The 14,509-nt window shown below is 41.0% G+C and carries 15 protein-coding genes and 1 other RNA gene; 6 read left to right on the forward strand and 10 right to left on the reverse strand.

What is annotated here, in order from left to right:
* From F7734_RS62235 to F7734_RS26365, 3 genes are all read left to right on the forward strand, one after another.
* The coding region (locus F7734_RS62235; protein ID WP_207714217.1) for a hypothetical protein at positions 1-180 on the forward strand (180 nt) is incomplete at its 5' end.
* Positions 181-518: 338 nt separating this feature from the next.
* Entirely contained in the window at positions 519-1,412 is an 894-nt protein-coding gene (locus F7734_RS26360; protein ID WP_155747590.1) for a TIGR02452 family protein, read from the forward strand.
* 183 nt (positions 1,413-1,595) lie between these two features.
* The gene (locus F7734_RS26365) at positions 1,596-2,153 is read left to right on the forward strand and encodes a GNAT family protein (RefSeq protein WP_155747591.1); all 558 of its coding nucleotides are present in this window, start codon (positions 1,596-1,598) and stop codon (positions 2,151-2,153) included.
* A gap of 160 nt (positions 2,154-2,313) precedes the next feature.
* On the opposite strand, the gene F7734_RS26370 is transcribed toward F7734_RS26365, so the two are convergent.
* The 10 genes from F7734_RS26370 to F7734_RS26410 form a co-directional block, all read right to left on the reverse strand.
* The gene (locus F7734_RS26370; RefSeq protein ID WP_155747592.1) at positions 2,314-2,772 is read right to left on the reverse strand and encodes an orange carotenoid protein N-terminal domain-containing protein; all 459 of its coding nucleotides are present in this window, start codon (positions 2,770-2,772) and stop codon (positions 2,314-2,316) included.
* A 395-nt stretch (positions 2,773-3,167) separates the two neighbouring features.
* The gene (locus tag F7734_RS26375) at positions 3,168-3,599 is read right to left on the reverse strand and encodes a peptidylprolyl isomerase (protein WP_155747593.1); all 432 of its coding nucleotides are present in this window, start codon (positions 3,597-3,599) and stop codon (positions 3,168-3,170) included.
* 122 nt (positions 3,600-3,721) lie between these two features.
* Positions 3,722-4,120, reverse strand: coding sequence for a response regulator (locus tag F7734_RS63885; RefSeq protein ID WP_243147096.1), 399 nt, complete (start codon positions 4,118-4,120; stop codon positions 3,722-3,724).
* Positions 4,048-4,341, reverse strand: a complete 294-nt coding sequence (locus tag F7734_RS63890) for a hypothetical protein (RefSeq protein ID WP_243147097.1) — start codon at positions 4,339-4,341, stop codon at positions 4,048-4,050. The genes F7734_RS63885 and F7734_RS63890 overlap by 73 nt, the downstream gene beginning before the upstream one ends.
* Before the next feature lie 309 nt (positions 4,342-4,650).
* Positions 4,651-5,814 carry an AAA family ATPase gene (locus F7734_RS26385; protein ID WP_166482164.1) on the reverse strand — a complete coding sequence of 388 codons (1,164 nt, stop codon included), beginning with the start codon at positions 5,812-5,814 and terminating at the stop codon, positions 4,651-4,653.
* A gap of 138 nt (positions 5,815-5,952) precedes the next feature.
* Positions 5,953-7,032 (reverse strand): peptidoglycan-binding domain-containing protein, encoded by a 1,080-nt coding sequence (locus tag F7734_RS26390; protein WP_155747594.1) that lies wholly within the window; start codon positions 7,030-7,032, stop codon positions 5,953-5,955.
* Between the two features lie 102 nt (positions 7,033-7,134).
* Entirely contained in the window at positions 7,135-8,409 is a 1,275-nt protein-coding gene (locus tag F7734_RS26395; RefSeq protein WP_155747595.1) for a pitrilysin family protein, read from the reverse strand.
* A gap of 156 nt (positions 8,410-8,565) precedes the next feature.
* Positions 8,566-9,813, reverse strand: coding sequence for a pitrilysin family protein (locus F7734_RS26400; protein ID WP_166482163.1), 1,248 nt, complete (start codon positions 9,811-9,813; stop codon positions 8,566-8,568).
* 475 nt (positions 9,814-10,288) lie between these two features.
* Positions 10,289-10,473: non-coding RNA, 6S RNA (gene ssrS, locus F7734_RS26405), on the reverse strand.
* A gap of 62 nt (positions 10,474-10,535) precedes the next feature.
* Positions 10,536-11,690, reverse strand: a complete 1,155-nt coding sequence (locus F7734_RS26410) for a 5-(carboxyamino)imidazole ribonucleotide synthase (protein ID WP_155747597.1) — start codon at positions 11,688-11,690, stop codon at positions 10,536-10,538.
* Positions 11,691-12,239: 549 nt separating this feature from the next.
* Between F7734_RS26410 and F7734_RS26415 the strand changes: the two genes are divergently transcribed.
* From F7734_RS26415 to F7734_RS26425, 3 genes are all read left to right on the forward strand, one after another.
* Complete coding sequence (locus tag F7734_RS26415) at positions 12,240-12,542, forward strand: type II toxin-antitoxin system RelE/ParE family toxin (RefSeq protein ID WP_155747598.1); 303 nt, start codon at positions 12,240-12,242, stop codon at positions 12,540-12,542.
* A 13-nt stretch (positions 12,543-12,555) separates the two neighbouring features.
* Positions 12,556-13,638, forward strand: coding sequence for a HigA family addiction module antitoxin (locus F7734_RS26420; protein WP_155747599.1), 1,083 nt, complete (start codon positions 12,556-12,558; stop codon positions 13,636-13,638).
* A gap of 263 nt (positions 13,639-13,901) precedes the next feature.
* Entirely contained in the window at positions 13,902-14,057 is a 156-nt protein-coding gene (locus tag F7734_RS26425) for a hypothetical protein (protein ID WP_155747600.1), read from the forward strand.
* Positions 14,058-14,509 lie beyond the last annotated feature (452 nt).

Below are 14,509 nucleotides of genomic sequence, written 5' to 3' on the forward strand. Positions count from 1 at the left end.
GTAATAATTCTAAGTATCATATTTCTATTTTCTTATCAACTTTATATGAATTGGTTTATCAAAATCAGACAAAGGGAGAATTTGTTGGATGAAAATTCAATCGTGAGCGTGAAGCGCAAGCTGTACCCAACTTATCGCCTTTGGCGCAAGCCGTACCTGGCTTATTACACCGCTATGTAAAACTCACTTTTATTAGTTATGAGTAATAAGGGGCTTGATGGAAATAAATATAACAAATAAAGTTTTTGAAATCCGAAATCTTGACAATGAATTATAGGATGTTCTGAGGGTTTTAAAACGCCTAAATCAGTTATTCATTACCTCAACTAATTAATTAGCAATATCTTCACTGATTGAGCAAAAGACAAAGTATAAATTTTCTGTAGAAGGTATGATGTAAAAAGTAGGTTGAGCAATACCTACTACCAAAAGGTATATGTGGTGAGCTTTAGCCCTAGCTATATGTAGTTTATAAATCAAATAGAATTGCTATAGAATTCAAAGATTAATACAAAAATATGATTAGTAGAGAACAACGTGCTGTTATAGCTCAAGAAACAATGGAAATTATCAAAAAGGGATTTTATGAAAATCGCTTGGGTGAAAATATTAACATTCGAGAAGCTTGTTTGGCTGCAAAAACTGCCTCAATCCATTACTCAGAAAGAATGTTTAAGAATGTATTTGCCCAAAGAGACAATATCTTAAATACAAAAAAGCTCTTTAATCAAACCAGTTTTACAGTCAGTAATGAAACAACTCTTCATGCTGCCAGTAGGTTAGTTAATGATGAAGGGATAGAAAAAGTATTGTGCTTAAATTTTGCTTCAGCCAAAAATCCGGGGGGTGGATTTCTCAATGGTAGTCAAGCGCAGGAGGAAAGCTTAGCTAGGGCTACCGGGCTTTATCCTTGTATTGCTCAAATGACTCAGATGTACGATACTAACAGAAATTTGGGTTCATCTCTCTATACAGATGACATGATTTATTCACCAGGAGTACCAGTTATTAGAGATGATAATGACGAGTTATTAAATCAACTCTTTCTCGTATCAATTCTAACTGTACCAGCAGTCAATGCAGGAGCAGTTAGACAAAAAGGAAAACGCTCTGAGATAAATTCTATTGAAAGCACAATGCTTGCGCGGACAGAAAAATTGTTGTCAGTTGCTGCAATTCATGATTATAAGGTGCTTGTATTGGGAGCATGGGGATGTGGTGTCTTTAAAAATAACCCTCAAGATGTTGCTGAATATTTTTATCATCATTTGGTAGAAAACACCCACCTTAATGGCTTCTTTGAAAAAGTTGTTTTCGCGGTGTTAGATAAATCAAAAGATGAATCTATTATTACACCATTTCGCACAACTTTTGAAACACGCTCTAGTCAAAAACAGATCGAGCTACTATAATGTAATGTATGTAATAAATCTAATTCTCCAAGGATTTGCCTTTGTTGCCTGTCATTGAGTAAAAGCCTGGTTTTAGGCTGATAGACTTCCATCAACCTAGTTCGCTATGGGTTCGTACTGCACTTCTTGTACGAGCATAGTTTGCATTTCATTCTTAATGACATATCAACAAAGGAATTTTCAATGGAATTTAAGCCACTTTTCACAGGTCAGTTGGTTCGCCTTGCTGCACCCAAACCTGATGACAACGTACATTTTGCGAAATGGTCTGAAAACGATGAGTACTTGCGATTTGCAGATAACGATCCAGCAAGACCAATAACTCCTGAAGACTGGACGCAGTTTGAAGCAAGTATTCTTAACTCACCCAATAGCTTTCACTTCCGCCTGCGAACTTTGGCTGATGATACTTTAATTGGAGGTGTTGGTTTATTTCAGGTACAGTGGACGCACGGAGTTGGTTCATTGGGTATTGCTATTGGTGATTCAACCTACTGGGGGAAAGGTTACGGTACTGATGCTCTCAAGCTTATTCTTGGGTATGCTTTCCGTGAGTTAAACCTTTACCGAGTTAGCTCGAGTACAATTAGCTATAACGTCCGTTCTGTTAAAGCTCACGAAAAGGTGGGGTTTTGCCAAGAAGGTAGACAGCGCAACGCGATTCAGCGTGAGGCTCAACGTTTTGATGTGATTCATTTTGGTATTTTGCGCCCGGAATGGGAGGCTCTACAAAGTCAATAAATTAACTTGAAAAACCCAGTTTTTTCAAAAAACTGGGTTTTTCACAACCGCTCGTGCGGCTAGTAGTGTGAGGCTCTGCCGAGCTATACAGGAGGCAGAGCCTCCGGGTAAGGCATTCCCAGCCTGAGGCTGGGAACGAGGTGACTGCCCATCGCACTAGTTACTGCTTAGCACCATACTCGAATACGACGCTGCGAGTAAAATCAATGCGCTGTTCAAAATCCAAACCTTGGATATTGTTTGTGAAATCTTGGGTGTTGGAGGGTAGTTTATAATCTGAAGGTACTTGAATCACAGTACCGTCTTCCATAGCTCTTCCCAATCTGAGCCACAAATCTAACTTAGCGCTAGAGCTTAAAGCTGTGTAAGAACGGCTGATATCGCTGTTAGCTCCTGCAACGATATCTCTCTGTGCTTGAAGTTGCTGTTCTTTAGGCAGCGCACGGATGGTATCGTAGAAAGCAGCAGCGGTATCTTGTGCAGAAGTCTGGTTTGCTGGTGTTAATTTATCTTTGATATCCAAGTAGCCAAACCATAGGAGAGCTAGCTGAGTATCTGCGTCAAAGCTGCGAAACTGCTCTACAAGCTGCTTGGTTTTTGGATCGGCGGTGAAAGTCATAGTAATCTCCAATTGCTCTACTAAATGAGTTCGTCTCAGTGTTTTTCAGGTGATTTAGTATCGCCTTCTTTACAATATTTAATGAATTCACCACCTGAGATTAACCCTGCTTGCGACAGAAATGGTATTTGTAGCGATCGCAGCCCAAGACAGATGTAGAGAATACTTTATCTGAGTAAGTCGTCACACATAAATTTTTCAGCCATTTTTGGGAATTATAAGTATGTCCTTAGCAGAATCTATGTTCGGGGTGCATCTGCTTTTTTCTAGTCATCAGCGATCGAGTTGCCAATTTTACTTTTTGGCACACAGGAGGCGGAGCCTCTAAAAAGGCATTCCCAGCCTCAGGCTGGGAACGACGTGAGGGAGCCAATCCACTATTACACCTAATCTCGTTATGCAGCAATACCTACAAGCTGAATATCAAAGACTAGGTCTTTTCCAGCTAATGGATGATTGGCGTCTAATGTTACGTCTTCGTTTGAGAGATCGGTAACGATCGCAGGAATAAATTGTCCGGGGGCTTGCTGAATTTGCAACTGCTGACCTACTTCGAGGTCGAAGTCTGGAGGTAACTGATTGCGATCGACCTTGACGACTAATTCTGGTTGATGCGGACCGTAAGCTTGATCGGAAGAAATTTCTGCAGTTCTTGTTTCGCCTACACTCATGCCAACAACTGCTTCTTCAAATCCAGGAATGATTTCTCCATCACCGATTGTGAACTGTAAAGGGTCACTATTGCTAGAAGTATCAAAGATTGTACCATCAGATAATTTGCCCTCGTAGTGAACCACTACAGTATCACCATATTTTGCTTGTGTCATTATAATTCTCCTGACATTTTTATTATATAGCAAGCGTTGAGCGAATCGGTCAGATACCATCTTAGCGACCGATTGTTCATTTGGCACAATCAAAAATACAGTGACCAGCGATCGGTGATAGGTCACTGGTTTTTAATGACTTGAACGATCGCATCCACTAATATTTCTGGGTCAATTGGTTTGGGGATATGCAATTGAAATCCTGCAGCCAATGCCTTCTGGCGATCGATCTCCCCTGCGTAAGCCGTCAGTGCGATCGCCGGAACTTGTCCTCCTTGTTCTGGTGGCAATGCTCTTACCTGACGTAATAAAGTATATCCGTCCATTCGAGGCATTCCAACATCAGCAATTAGGATATTGGGATAAGTTTGATAGAGCAACTGCAGTGCTTCTTCAGCAGAAGACACAGAAGTTACAACAGCACCAGCTTGTTCCAGAATAAAAGTAATCAACTCCAAATTGTCTGCATCATCATCCACAACAAGCACCTGGATACCTTGCAGAGCCAGTACGTCTTGCATAAACGCTCCCCACTGATTTCATTGAAATTGGAGGCGGCATAACAAGGAAGCATCACAGTAAAAGTTGCTCCCTGTAGCTCTCCTAAGCTTTCTGCTTTGATGGTTCTCCCAAGCATTTCAACAATGTGGCATACGACCGCCAGTTCTAGCCCCATACCCCCAAAGGTTCTTGTTGTGATACTATCATCACCTTGGCTGAAGTAATCGAAGACGTATGGCAAAAATTCAGGCTTGATACTAATGCCTGTGTCTTGAATTTCTATTTAAGATTGAGACCTAACAGACTTAAGTCAAATATTGACTCAAAATCTTTTAGGGTAAGTGTACTGCCTAACAGTGAATCAGTAAATAGGTTTCCTATTTGATTTTTGAGATATACGCGAGATAAGTCAAAACCCTACCTCATGCTTGTAATCTTGTATAAAAAGTATCATCTAGTACGGCGTAGCGGAAATAAGCACATCATGATTCTTTGAGCTCAAAGCTTCAGGAATCAGCGTTTGCACATAGCTGCCTTTTGCCTTCTGTCTTTATGGACTAGTTTTATTCCGAAGAAATCCGATGCCAGCTTTTCTTTCAATGTAATCTGCTAAGTTGATAAAATCATCACGCGGATAAGATTTGCCTCCAATTAAGTCAAATGCCAATCGGCTAGAAGGGCTATCCGGATGTTCAAGAATATGTATTCCCCAGTAGTAGAGTTGGTCGCTAGCGCGGATACAAGCATCTTCTGGATCTATACAGTGAAACTTATCATCCGTTTGGCTAATTTCTTTATAAGAATTAAAATAAACGTCTTTTAAAAGATTAAGTTGCTTCGATGTTGGTTTTCTAAAGTTATTAACAACTACAAATAAATGCCCTTTTTTGTTAATTTGACGTATTTCTACAACAGTATCCCGAATAACTTTACCATGCTTATTTAAGCCAAGTGGATTTAAGGTAGTTGGAATAATGCAATAGTGAAACTTTTCCACTAACTCCTTGGGATTTCGTTCCAATGCAGGAGAGCAATCACAAATAACTATTCTGCTATCACGGGCAGCATCTTCATGCCAATCTCTGGCATCAAAGACTTCGATTGTATTCCCAAACCCTCTTGGATTCGGAACAAAAACTCCATCACCCACTAATTTTTGCAAATTTTGTTCTGGATCTAAATCAACAAGCGCAACATTAAACCCTTGTAGAGCAAAGGCTCCTGCTAAATGCCCTGCTATAGTGGTCTTACCAACCCCACCCTTACAAGTAAAGATACCAAAGTAAACTTTACTCGGTTGACCATCGCCTTCTTCCTCATCATCTTCCTTCTCTGGTACAATTCCATCAATGCCAACAATTCTAGTTTCCCGAGCAACGCCACAACGGATTTTACTATCCTTGCCCCAGGATCTAATTAATGCCATTGCAGGACTGCTGTAACCTTTTGTGGTGATAAACAAACCAAAATTAAACTTTTTGCCTTCGTTAGAATCCAGGAATTCCGAAAATTTTAATAGCTGTGGTGCTGCTACATGATTTCTCAACCATTTTACTTGTACAGCAACAACTAAATTTCCTTTCTTGACAATTAAATCATAAACTGTTTGGTTTTTTTTGGCAGGTTCCACGACCCAACCTGCCCTATGGAGAAGTTTTGCAACATGCTGTTCAAAATTCGTAGTACTTGGGTGTAAGCTAGCTCCATAGGTAATTCATGTAACTGAAAGGGGTTAGGGTAGGGGGTAGGAGTAGGGGAGTGAGGGAGTGAAGAGCAGAAGGTGTTAACTAATACTCAATGCCTTTTGCCCGATCGCCAATGCCCCATACCCAATGCCCCATGCCCAATGCTGTTATTGTCTGCGTCGTCGATTGAGAATTTCCCAAGTTCCTCCTCCAACAATACCATCAGCTTCTATACCGTAGCGTTTTTGTACAGAGATAACTGCTGCCTCTGTTGCAGGACCAAAGTCACCATCAATAGCACTTTCTTCAAGGTAACCAAGTCTTTGCAGTCGTCGTTGCAACCGAGCGACTTCAGAACCGCGCATACCCGGACGTAAAATTGGCATTCCGTCTGAAGTGTACTGAAAAGAAGCAATTTGCTGAGTTCTTCTAGATGAGCCAGAACCAGTAGTTTGTTGAGTTCGAGTTGTTTGTCGAGCCGACGAGCGCGCACGGGCGGATTGTTGGCTTCGAGTTGCTTGTCGAGACGTGTTCGATGTGTTAGATCGAGTTGATGGTGTCTGTTTTTGAGTGGGTTTGTTGGAACTACTCGTAGCGACTCGTGTTCCTGCTGGTCTTGGTTCGGGTTTTAAATTCCTAGCTGTATTGGTAGTGGTTGTCGCTCTTGGTTCGGGTTTTAAATTCTCAGTGCGATTCGTGGTGGGTATTGCTCTTGGCTCGCTACTGGGAACAACAACTTCACCGTTATTATCTCTTGAAGCTTGGGCCGGAACTGGGAAGTTATCGGAATTAGAAGACACAGGAGCAAAGGCTCTCGCATCACTGGGAAAAAGTCTTTGCCAAGTGTTGGTATCAACAACACCATTTGGACTTAAGCCTGCAGCTTCCTGAAATCGAGAAACAGCGATCGCAGTACTTTCGTTATAAACCCCATCTACCGTACCCGCATAAAAGCCCAAAAGTTTTAAAGCTGCTTGCAATTCTGAAACAGGGTCTCCTTGGCTACCAACTTTGAGGTTGGGACGGTTCACTCCCACTCTTGGTGATGCTTGAGCAATTGTTTGTGTTTGGGAAGCAAATGATACTGTCGGAGAAAAACCAAAGAGTAGGGGTGCAGAAAGACCCAGAAGTATTTCTATCCCCCATCCAGGTTTTGACCTTTGCTTTTGCTGGGTTCTACAACCATTCACGAGAAGACTGGGGAATCCTAAGTCGGTTAAGATACTTATCTTGATGCCGTTTTTCATGAACATTGCCCCTGGGATATCTCATTGGTTACACACGTATAATGCAACTGATTAAGTCATTTTATACCATTTTAGATTTTTAGATTGGGAATCTACAAAGCCCTACGCAATTGCACGATAAACCGCTTCTTCTTGACCGACAAGAGATACAAAAGGTTCCCGTAAATATCGACGAGCCGTTTCCATCGCATCTAGAGCACAGACAGACGCAATTGCTTGCTGAAATTCCCAGTCGAAATCCACTCCCAGCCCTAAAATTTCATACCATCCGTAAATTTGAGCAATTTGGGCGTTAGTTTGTTTACCCAACGCGTACTGTCCCAGTATCTTGTTCTTAGCTGACTGAAGTGATTCTTCCTCTAACCGATCTGTAGAAAGTAAATCAACTTCTTTTCGCAAACCAGTTAGGGCTATTGTCGTGTTTTCTGGTGCCGTTCCCATGTACGCTACAAATGATGCAGGAAAAATCCTGGTAGGGTAAAACGCTGACACCTCGTAAGCTAAACCTCGCTTTTCTCGCAATTCAACAAACAAGCGACTGGAAAGACCATTTCCCAAGTAAGTACACAGCAATTTCAAGACTGCATAGTCCATAGAACTAACCGATGGTCCCAAGTAACCCAACATCACAATCGATTGTTGTGTTTGCTGGGGTGTAATTGTAATCTGGGGCGTCACTTCAAGTTGTGGTAAATGAAGCACTGGTAGTGGCTGGTGAGTGGGAACCAGCCAATCCCCAAAAACTTTTTCTACAAGAGCCACTGCGTCACTTGCATTGATATGCCCAGCAATGCTAATTACGATGTTATCTGGACGAAAATGAGTTTGATAGTACTGTTCTAAATCCCTACGAGTCAAGCGGCTCATAGTTGTTTCATCTCCCAATGCCGATCTCGCATAAGGATGCTCTGCGTACATCACACTTCTCAACCGATCGAAAGCAATTGTAAATGGCTGCTCTTGTTGCGAACGAATATCCTGTAAAGCAATACGCCGTTCTAGTTCCACTTCCATTTCTGGAAATGTCGGTTGGCGAAGAATTTGTCCTGCTAATGCCAAAATCTCTGCAAAATCTGATGTAACTGTTTTTAAAGATACCAGAAAGTAATCAGCAGTAGTATCTGCACTCAAGTTTGCTCCTACAGATTCTACTTTTTCTGCGATTTCCAAACTGGAGAGTCCATCACATCCTTTAGTCAGAACAGAAGCAAGCAGATGCGTCAATCCTGCTTGCTCTTTTGTTTCGTAGCAACTACCAGCACGAATAAAAATCCGTGCTGCTACAATATCTGCAACTGGATTTTCTGCTACCAAAACCACAATGCCATTACGTAACACAGTGCGATGGATAGACGTTTTTTGCAGCGAAGTTGTCATTTAGTATTTGTCCTTTGTCATTTGTCGTTTGTCATTTATCGTTTGTCATTTGTCATTTGTCATTTGTCGTTTGTCGTTTGTCATTTGTCTTTACTAATGACCAATGACTAATGACCAATGACTAATAACCAATGACCAATGACTAATGACCAATGACTAACAAGGTTTCAGCACAGTAACTGCGTAATGGTTAGGAGAAAGATATTCTCGTGCTAATTTTTGCAGTTCTTGGGTGCTATAGGATTTTATCTGTTGGGGATACCTCACAGCTAATTCAGCTTGGGCGATGGTGTTATAATAACCATAAAGCCCAGCTAGTTGATTGGGGGCTTCTGTAGAAAAAGCATAGTCGTTACACAACAACCTCTGACCTCGGATGAGTTCTTGCTCGCTCATTCCGCTTGTTTGAAGATCGTTTAAGTGCAAGCGAATTAAGGATTCCACTCTTTCTAAATTTTCTGGCTCCAACCAAGCCGTAATAGTGAATAAACTGGCATCCCTTTGTAAAGAAAATTGACTGCAAATACCTTGTACCAACTGCTGCTCTTCCCGCAAGTCGCGAACAAGTCGTGAAGTTCTACCTTCTGCTAAGAGTACTGAGAGTAAATCTAAACCATAGGAGGTTCGGAGCCGCTCGACTCCAGGTCCCGTCCACCCCATTAATAATCGTGCTTGCTCTAATCGTGGCAGATGCAATTCTTCACGGCGAATTCCAGCTATGATTGGTTCTACAACTTCTTTTGGGCTTTCGGGACACTCACAACAGCGATCGGCAAAATCAGAAAAAGTATCGTTAACTATTTCTATGGCTTGTTCGGTAGCTATTCCTCCCACAATAACCACCGTCATATTTTCTGGTTGGTAGTGATTGCGGTGAAAACAGCGCACAATCTCTGGTGAGGTTTGCATTAATTCTTCCTTGCCGCCCAATACTGAACGTCCGTAAGGATGTTTTTGGTATATGCTTGAAATGAGAGACTGGAACCCTATCCAATCGGGATCGTCGTAAGATTGACGGATTTCTTCAAAAACAACATCCCGTTCGCGAACAAATTCATCCTCTGGTATTGCTGCATTCAGCAGCAACTCTCCTAAATAAGGTAATGTCTCTTTGAGGTACGTAGACGCTGTGGTGAGGGAGTAATGAGCGTAATCATGACTTGTTGCTGCATTAGTCACCCCACCTTGGTTTTCAATTTTCTGGTCGAATACTCCTGGGGGTAGCGTAGCGGTTCCCTTAAAAATCATGTGTTCCAAAAAGTGAGCCATACCAAATAATGGTTCTGGCTCAACGTTAGCACCAGCACGTACCCAAATATCTGCCACTACTACAGGGGTAGTAGGAATTTCTTGATGAATCAAAGTTAAACCATTTTCTAGTTTCAAGACTGAAGCTGAAAACACGGTGTCTATAATTTTTAACAATTTCTTACAGCTTTAACCTTAATTTAACCCAGTTCTTGCGATTTTAACAAAGTTGTTGGTGGTTAGTCGTTGGTTGTTGGTTGTTGGTTGTTGGTCGGTAATTTATTTTACTAGCAACTAGCCATTATGTACGGGCGCAAGGCATTTCGCCCCCAATACTACGTAGGTTTTGCATAAAAATACGAAATTACGTAGGTTGGGGAACCAGCCCTGAACCGTGTGCGTGGCGCGAATGCGCCATAGGAGGGTTTCCCTCCGCACCTTTACTGGCGTTTGAGGAACGAAACCCAACATTTATCAGCATTTGTTGGGTAACGCTCGTGCTCTACCCAACCTACAATTTCCTTATCCGAGCAGTATTGATTTCGCCCCTACTAACCACCAACCACTAACCACTAACACTTATATAATTAAAAGCTCCTAAGTCTCATGTGACTTTAGGAGCTTGTAATTTTGTGTCACCGCAACGCCGTTTTACCTAAGTTTATGACCTGGATAAACCAGGTGGGCATCGAGTCCGTTCGTTTAAAGTTTCCGGGTACTTCGCCCGGTCTACTGCCACGACGATTTCTTGATTCCCTTATTTTTTAAGGCATAGATCAAAAAACTTTATGGCATTCACCAACGTCGCAGTGCAACAAAACCATTATAGCTTTTAAAAAAATATTGTGTATTCTTCTGTGGAAAATTTCTGAGCCTTCTTAGTTGGAATACCAAATGGATTCTATATTACGGGCGATCGCCATTGTACGATCGCAATTTGGCGAATCTAGCAAAACGGTGACGTGTCCGAGTTTGCGTCCCGGACGAGATTCTTTCTTACCATACCAGTGAACGTATGCTTGAGGAATTTGCTCTATTTGCTGCCTTTTGTCTGTATAGTCGCTCTGAGAATTTTCATATCCCAAGAGATTAACCATAACAGCACTCGGACAAATCATTGCCGTATTGCCTAGAGGTAAACCACAAACTGCTCTTAAATGCTGCTCGAACTGAGAGGTTTTACAAGCATCCAGAGAAAAATGCCCGGAATTATGGGTACGAGGAGCTAATTCATTAACTAGTACTTTGTCATCCCTCGTAAGAAATAATTCAATTCCAAAAATTCCTACTACTTGCAAGCTGTTAAGTAAAGTACGGGTAATATTTTCTATTTTCAAAGCAACGTGTTCTGGAATTTCAGCAGGTGCAATGACTCGACGACAAACCTGTTCTTCTTGTTGGGTTTCCACAACAGGATAAGTCACAACCTCTCCATTGATAGAACGTGCGGCGATGACTGCTAGTTCTCGTTCAAAAGGAACGTATTCTTCCAATAAAAAACCCGAAATCTTTTTTGAATCTGAATCTAGTTTGTGGTCTAGATGAGATTGTTCTTTGACAATGAAAGTTCCCTGACCATCATACCCGTGACGGCGAGCTTTCAAAACAACTGGAAAACCTAGCCCTGAAGCGGAGATTACCTCTGCACCTTTCTCCCCTTGGGAAATATCGACAAACTTTGGAACGGGTAAACCTAAGTCGCGTAGATAGCAGCGTTGGTGGTATTTATCCAAAAGAGGGCTTAACGCCTCCAATCTGGGGCGAAAACAAACTCCTTGCTGAGCTAGCTTTGATAAAGCATCTAGATTCACAAACTCATTTTCAAAAGTAATGACATCACACCTTTGAGCGAGTTTTGCTGTAGCGTTAGCATCATCAACTGGAGCAAAAATAATCTCTTGAGCTATGGACACTGCAGGATCGTTTGTGCCAGGAGTCTGAATGACTAAATCCACTCCTAACACTTTTGCGGCACTTCCCATCATCCATGCCAATTGCCCGCCACCGATTATACCAACACGTTTTACCGCCATCCTACAAAATTACTGATGTTACATCATGACTATTCAGCCACTATCAAGTTTACATTACCTATTCCATGAAATGGATGCATTGCTCCAAAGGTCTGCAATGGTCAAAGTCTGAACGCTCGCCTGTTTCATACCTATTTGTAGCATTAAGAGATGTTGATATGCGCTCCATGAATCCCCATTGCCAAATCGCTCCCTCATCAGTGCTGGTAAGCATGACGAGTTTCTTGTACCGCACCCGATCTAGTGTAACGACATCACTTCAGGCAAGTTCGTGAGATTCATAGTATCAAGGTGAATCAAAATGTGAGTGCTTACTTATTATTGCGATCGCTCAGATATTCAAGCAAAGTACGGGGATAGAGGATAATGACGAAATTCTTGACGGGATTGGGTTTGCACTAACTTTCAAGATAATCTGACAATTTTTACAAACAGATTACAACTCTTGTCACATTTAGATGTAAAATATAAGATATCAGCGATTCACCCCAAAGCCGAATTAAGCCATAGTATAATGCACAATCTGCTGCATTTACATTAGGGGGAGCTTTGCGTTGTTACTTCAAAAAAAAGAAAATCGAAGCACTTTACACAGAAGAAAAAGATGCTCACAAGTACCCAGGTGTGGTTGATGACTTTTTTGAAGTCATGGCAATTATTGATGCTGCAGTAGATGAGCGAGAATTATATGCTCTAAAAGGGTTGAGATTTGAGAAACTCAAAGGAAAACGAGGAAAACAAGGACAACGTTCCTTACGTTTAAATGACCAGTGGCGTCTAATCGTAACACTGGATGAGGATGAACAGGGAAAATACCTCACGATAATTGATACCACTAAACCAGAGCAGTAGGAGAGACAGCAATATGAGCCAGAAGCTAACACCAGCGAGAGTCCCAACACCAGGAAAAATTTTATCTAGAGAATTAGAAGCGCGTGGCTGGACACAGAAAGATTTAGCAGAAATTATGAGCCGTCCAGTTCAAACCATCAACGAAATTATCCGGGGAAGTAAGCAAATTACACCAGAAACAGCCATCGAACTCTCTCAGGCTTTGGGGACTTCTCCTGAGTTCTGGACAAACCTTGAGGCAAAATATCGCCTTCATTTAGCGGGAAAAGAAAAAAAGGAGCAAGATATAGCTCGTAAAAGTCGATTGTATACAATAGCCCCTATCTCCGAACTCGTCAAAAATAAATGGATTCAGGCAACAGATTCTATAGATGAATTAGAACAAGAAGTCTGCAATTATCTTGGCATCTCATCCTTAGATGAAATACCTCAATTAGCCGTTAACTTTCGCTGTTCCGAATATAGAGAACCAGAAGAAATCTCTCAGATAGCTTGGGTAAAACGAGTTGAGTATCTAGCTAAACAACAAACAATTGCTAGTTTTGACCGCAAGCAACTAGAAGCTACTATTCCTGAAATTCTTGCTTGTACTGAACAAGTAGAAAGTATTGTAAAAATTCCTAAATTACTAGCAGATTTAGGGGTACATTTTGTAATTGTGCCTCATCTAAAAAAAACTTATCTTGATGGTGCGGCTCATTACTTGAATGATAAACCAATTATTGCCTTGACATTGAGATATGACCGTATTGACTCATTTTGGTTTACTCTTATGCATGAATTAGCTCATATTGTTTTAGAGCATCAAGGGATTTATTTAGATAATTTAGATAGTTTGGAAAACAATGACAAAGAGAAAGAAGCCGATAAAGAAGCTGCTAATTGGTTGATAGAACCTCAAGCTTTTCAGGTTTTTGTTTCCAGGTTTAAAAAATACTTCTCCCGTCAAGCGATTGAAGAATTTGCTTGTACTCATCGTAGAAATCCAGGGATTATTCTTGGTCGTTTGCATCATGACAAATTAGTTGACCATAAAAACTTAAGAGCGTTACTTGTGAAAGTTAGCCCTTTTTTGGAAAATTGGATTGATAATTAGGTTGACCTAGCTGGTTAACGCAATCATATTTTTAATTCAAGCAAAGCTTTCTCAATCCAAAAACCAAAATTTTAAATCCAAGATGGTATTAGCTACTGCGATCGCTTGCTCCATTTATTTTTTACAAACCTTTACATGGAAAATAGCTAAGTAAGTCAGCACAATAAAAGTTAACTAGTGAAGATCGTCTTTAGTCATTCGTCATTCGTCATTGGTAAGGATTTTAGCTCTATTTACATTTTGTAATATAGTTCGGTTTATTTATGCCTAGCTACTTATGGGTAGCAATGTCAATTAATGGGGAATTTTGGGTAGACTTTATCGAGCGGTATTGGGATCTTGACAAAATTGAGATCCCCCCTGATTTTTCAAAGGAAGATCGCAGTACTTTTGATAAATGTCATGAATTAATGACATAAAACTAGCTATCTGATACCAAAAATGCTCCCCAATCGCCTAAATGTCATAGAAATTTGACATAACGATCCCCAAATAGGTAATAAATCCGTAGAAAAGGTAAAAGAGTATTACCTACCCCCTTGATCCCAACTGGGGGTTATTGGTTAATATTCATTTAACAAAGGTTCCTCTACTCCCAAAGAAAAATGTGTCAGTTTTGGCACAGTAGGGAATAGAAGAGGAGTCTTTAGACCCTGGTCGAGAAACTCACGACTAAGGTCGGGGGCTAGGTAAAATTCTGAATCTGGCAAGCTTATCTTTTTGCAAGAGCGTCTTTGGAAAGTATAGAAATATACTGTAGCGTATCTATGCATTTTAAGTTTGTAGGCTTAGGCTATTAATTCAGGTTTAGACCAGCGTTAGAGTGGGAAGTCACGCCCTAGAGTTTTGGCATATCGCATTTAATTCTATA

It is taken from the genome of Scytonema sp. UIC 10036, assembly GCF_009725235.1.

Coding starts and splice junctions, on each gene's coding strand:
- F7734_RS26375 (WP_155747593.1), bottom strand. CDS start 3,599: ATGACACAAGCAAAATATGGTGATACTGTAGTGGTTCACTACGAGGGC.
- F7734_RS63885 (WP_243147096.1), bottom strand. CDS start 4,120: ATGCAAGACGTACTGGCTCTGCAAGGTATCCAGGTGCTTGTTGTGGAT.
- F7734_RS26370 (WP_155747592.1), bottom strand. CDS start 2,772: ATGACTTTCACCGCCGATCCAAAAACCAAGCAGCTTGTAGAGCAGTTT.
- F7734_RS26360 (WP_155747590.1), top strand. CDS start 519: ATGATTAGTAGAGAACAACGTGCTGTTATAGCTCAAGAAACAATGGAA.
- F7734_RS26390 (WP_155747594.1), bottom strand. CDS start 7,032: ATGAAAAACGGCATCAAGATAAGTATCTTAACCGACTTAGGATTCCCC.
- F7734_RS26365 (WP_155747591.1), top strand. CDS start 1,596: ATGGAATTTAAGCCACTTTTCACAGGTCAGTTGGTTCGCCTTGCTGCA.
- F7734_RS26395 (WP_155747595.1), bottom strand. CDS start 8,409: ATGACAACTTCGCTGCAAAAAACGTCTATCCATCGCACTGTGTTACGT.
- F7734_RS26425 (WP_155747600.1), top strand. CDS start 13,902: ATGCCTAGCTACTTATGGGTAGCAATGTCAATTAATGGGGAATTTTGG.
- F7734_RS26410 (WP_155747597.1), bottom strand. CDS start 11,690: ATGGCGGTAAAACGTGTTGGTATAATCGGTGGCGGGCAATTGGCATGG.
- F7734_RS26420 (WP_155747599.1), top strand. CDS start 12,556: ATGAGCCAGAAGCTAACACCAGCGAGAGTCCCAACACCAGGAAAAATT.